Here is a 4619-nt window from a genome sequence, read left to right on the forward strand (position 1 = left end):
ACGTTCGGTGGTGGCGGGCAGGGTAATTACGCGGCGGCGAACGCGTTTTTGGATGCGTTGGCGCAGAATCGGCGCGGCCGGGGGTTGGCGGGTGTTTCGCTGGCGTGGGGTCCGTGGGCCGGTGGTGGGATGGCGCAGGCGGGTGAGGCGGCCCGGCAGCGGCTCGATCGGGGTCTGTTGCGGGCGATGGAGCCTGCTTCGGCGCTGCGGGTGCTGGGTCAGGCGCTGGAGGAGTCCGGCTCGAACGGTGTGCTGACCGTCATGGACGTGGACTGGGCGCAGGCGGCGTCCCGGATGGGTGACCTGCGCCAGGTGCCCTTCGTGCGCGACCTGCCCGAGGTTCGCGCCCTTGTGGCTACTGAGGCATCCAGTGAGGGCGGTTCGGATCTGGCCCGGGAGTTGGCCGGTCTGAGCCGGGCGGCGCAGGAGCAGAAGCTCGCTGATCTGGTCCGCGCCGAGGCCGCGACCGTGCTCGGTCACACGTCCGCCACGGCGGTCGACGCCGACAGGGCGTTCAGCGACGTCGGGTTCGACTCGCTGACCGCCGTCGAGCTGCGGAACCGGCTGACCGCCCGCAGCGGCCTGAGCCTGCCGGCGACGCTGGTGTTCGACTACCCGACACCGCGTGCCCTGGCCCAGCACCTGCGGGGCGAATTGCTCGGTGACGCCGACGACCTGGACCGGGTGCGCGGTCCGGTGGCGGTGGACGGTGACCCGATCGCGATCGTCTCCATGGCCTGCCGCTTCCCCGGCGGCGTGCGCGACCCCGAGCAGTTCTGGGAGCTGCTGGCCGCGAGCACGGACGCGATCTCCGCCTTCCCGGTGGATCGCGGCTGGGATCTTGACAATCTGTTCGACCCGGATCCGGAGCGGGCCGGTACCTCGCACACACGCGCGGGCGGATTCATCCACGACGCGGGCGAGTTCGATCCCGGGTTCTTCGGCATCAACCCGCGCGAGGCGCTGGCCATGGACCCCCAGCAGCGCATCCTGCTCGAAACCTCCTGGGAGGCGCTGGAGCGGGCCGGCATCGAACCGCGCTCGCTGCGCGGCAGCGACACCGGGGTGTTCGCCGGAGCGGGATTCTCCGGCTACGGCGTCGGCGCCGCCGACAGCGGGCTGGAGGGTTACCAGCTGACCGGGATGGCGGCCAGCGTCATCTCCGGGCGGGTCTCGTACACGCTGGGGCTTGAAGGGCCGGCGGTGACGGTGGACACGGCGTGTTCGTCGTCGCTGGTGGCGCTGCACATGGCCGCTCAGGCGCTGCGGGCGGGGGAGTGCTCGCTGGCCTTGGCGGGTGGGGTGACCGTGATGGCGGTGCCGACCGGGTTCTCCGAGTTCTCCCGGCAGCAGGGGCTGGCCTCGGACGGCCGGTGCAAGGCGTTCGGAGCGGGCGCGGACGGGACCGGCTGGGCCGAGGGGGCCGGGATCCTCCTCCTGGAAAGGCTCTCCGACGCCCAGCGCAACGGGCACCGGGTGCTGGCCGTGATGCGCGGGAGCGCTGTGAACCAGGACGGAGCCTCGAACGGCCTGACCGCGCCGAATGGTCCTTCGCAGCAGCGGGTGATCCGCTCGGCGCTGGCGAGCGCCCGGTTGTCGGCGGCGGATGTCGATGTGGTGGAGGCGCACGGCACCGGGACGGTTCTCGGGGATCCGATCGAGGCCCAGGCCCTGCTGGCGACGTACGGTCAGGATCGGCCCGAGAACCGGCCGTTGTGGCTGGGGTCGGTGAAGTCGAACATCGGTCACACCCAGTCGGCGGCCGGCGTGGCCGGGGTCATGAAGATGGTGCTGGCGCTGCAGAACGGCTTGCTGCCGCCCACGTTGCATGCTGCTGAGCCGTCTGCGCACATCGATTGGTCGTCCGGTCAGGTCCGGTTGCTGAGCGAGGCGGTGCCGTGGCCGGTCGCCGACCGGCCTCGGCGGGCCGGGGTGTCGTCGTTCGGGATGAGCGGCACCAACGCCCACGTGATCCTCGAAGAGGCTCCCGCCACCGAGCCGGACACTCTGGACGAGGAGCACCGGGCCCCGGGACCTGCCCGGCCGGTGCTGGCCGAGGCTCCGGTGTGGTTGGTGTCGGGGCGGAGTCGGGAGGCGTTGCGGGGGCAGGCGGTTCGGTTGGCCGCGCGTCTGGATGCCGGTACGGATCTCCATCCGCTGGATGTGGGGTGGGCTTTGGCGACCTCCCGGTCGACGTTCGAGCATCGGGCGGTGGTGCTGGGCGCGGATCGGGACGAACTGGAGGCCGGGCTGTCGGCGCTGGCGGCGGGTGAGTCGTCGGCCGGTGTGGTGAGTGCGGTGGCCGGGGCGGTGAGCCCGGTGGTGTTCGTGTTTCCCGGTCAGGGATCACAGTGGGTCGGCATGGGGCGGGAGCTGGCTGAGGCCAGCCCGGTGTTCGCGGCTCGGCTGACCGAGTGCGGTCGGGCTCTGGCTCCTTACGTGGACTGGTCCCTGGATGACGTCCTGGCTGGTCGGGAGGGTGCGCCTGGGCTTGACCGGGTGGATGTGGTTCAGCCGGTGTTGTGGGCGGTGATGGTGTCGCTGGCTGCGGTGTGGCAGGCGGCCGGGGTGCAGCCGGGTGCGGTGGTCGGTCACAGTCAGGGCGAGATCGCGGCTGCGGTGGTGGCGGGGATTCTGTCGCTGGAGGACGCCGCGAAGGTGGTGGCGTTGCGCAGCCGGCCGTTGACCGCGTTGTCGGGCCGGGGCGGGATGCTTTCGATCGGCGAGCCGGTCCACGTCATCACCGAACGCATCGGGGCCTGGGACGGCCGGGTGTCGGTCGCGGCGATCAACGGGCCCGAGGCCACCGTCGTTTCCGGGGACGTCTCAGCTCTGAACGAGATCGCCGCCGAGTGCGAACGCGCGGGGGTGCGAACCCGCCTGCTGCCGGTCGACTACGCCTCCCACGGGCCACAGGTGGAGGGGCTGCGGGAGGAGATCCTGGCGGCTCTGGCGGGGATCAGTCCGCAGCCGGGGTCGGTTCCGCTGGTGTCGGCTCTGACGGGTGAGGTGTTGGCCGGTGCGGATGCTGGGCCGGAGTACTGGTACGCGAGTTTGCGTGGGTCGGTGTGGTTCTCGCGGGCGGTGGAGGCGCTGCACGGCGACGGGCACAGGGTGTTCGTTGAGGTGTCTCCGCATCCGGTTCTGACTGCGGCGATCAGTGCCACGCTCGACCAGCCGTCGCAGGAGATCGAGGACCCGCCGGTGGTGGTGGGGACGTTGCGTCGTGAGGATGGCGGGGCGCAGCGCGTTCTGCGGTCCTTGGCTGAGGTGCATGTTCGGGGTGTGCCGGTTGATTGGCGGGCGGTGTTGACGCCTGGACGGCGGGTGGATCTGCCGACGTACGCGTTCGTGCGGGAACGGTTCTGGGTGGAGGGAATGCTCGCGGCGCCCTCCGGGGGCCGGGTGGGTGATCCGGTGGAGGAGCGGTTCTGGGCGGCTGTCGATGACGGTGACGTGGCCGGTCTGGCGGACACTCTGGCGTTGGACGGGCGGCGGCTGGAGGAGGTGCTGCCTGCACTGGCGTCGTGGCGGCGCCGGGAGCGGGATCAGGCGCGGACGGCGGATTGGCGGTATCGGATCACGTGGGTGCCGGTGGCCGACCGCCGGCCGGCTGTCCTGAGCGGAACTTGGCTGGTGGTCACCGGATCGGCGGGCGCCGGGTCGGCCTCCGCATGCGTCCGGGCCCTGACCGGCCACGGAGCGGACGTCGTTCTAGCCGAGATCGCGCCGATGGAGCGGGAGGCTCTCGCGGCCCGGCTTCGGGATGCCGTTGGAGAGCGGTCCTTGTCCGGGGTGGTGTCGCTGTTGGCGATGGAGGAGATGCCGCTGGCGGACAGCCCCGTGGTGTCGACCGGGTTGGTTGCCACGGTCGGGCTGATCCAGGCTCTCGGGGATCTCGAGCTCACTGCGCCGCTGTGGGTGCTGACGTCGGGAGCGGCCGGACCCGAGCAGGCGCCGGCCGGCCTGACGCAGGCTCAAGTCTGGGGGCTGGGCCGGGTCGCGGGTCTGGAGCATCCGGACCGGTGGGGTGGCCTGATCGACGTGCCCGAGGTGCTGGACGGCCCGGTGGCGGACCGGTTGTGCGCCGTGCTCGCCATGGGCAGCGAGGACCAGGTGGCGATCCGGGGCACAGAGGTGTTCGCCCGACGTCTGGTACGGGCTCCGCAGCCGCGGGCTCTGGAACCGGACGTTCTGGAGACACACGCGTCACGGTCGTGGCCACGGAGCGCCTGGGCTCCGGGTGGGAGCGTGCTGGTGACCGGGGGAACCGGGGCGATCGGTGGCCGGCTGGCTCGTTGGGTGGCGGGCCGGGGTGCGAGCCGGGTGGTGTTGTCGAGTCGTTCGGGTCCGGCTGCCGCCGGTGTTGGGGCGCTGGCGGCGGAGTTGGCGTTGGCGGGTACGTCGGTGGTGGTGTTGGCCGGCGATGTCGGCGTCCGGGCCGAGGTGGCGGCCCTGGTGGAGTGGAGCGGTGCGACCGGGCCTCGGGTGAGTTCGGTGTTCCACGCGGCTGGTGTGGGGGGCGGGGATCCGCTGACCCAGCTGAGCGTGGTCGGGTTGATGGCGTCGATGGCGGCGAAGGCCGGTGGCGCTGCGCATCTGGATGAGCTGGCGGTGGA

Annotated in this window: 1 protein-coding gene and 1 pseudogene; both read left to right on the forward strand. The window is 71.9% G+C overall.

The annotated features are described in order from the left end of the window. A pseudogene (locus ACTMTF_RS49235) lies at positions 1–108 on the forward strand (KR domain-containing protein); the annotation flags it as partial. A gap of 21 nt (positions 109–129) precedes the next feature. Continuing rightward, positions 130–4619: type I polyketide synthase (locus tag ACTMTF_RS49240; protein ID WP_441117012.1), on the forward strand; the 4490-nt coding region annotated here is incomplete at its 3' end.

Source organism: Nonomuraea sp. ZG12 (genome assembly GCF_052068115.1).
GTDB lineage: Bacteria > Actinomycetota > Actinomycetes > Streptosporangiales > Streptosporangiaceae > Nonomuraea.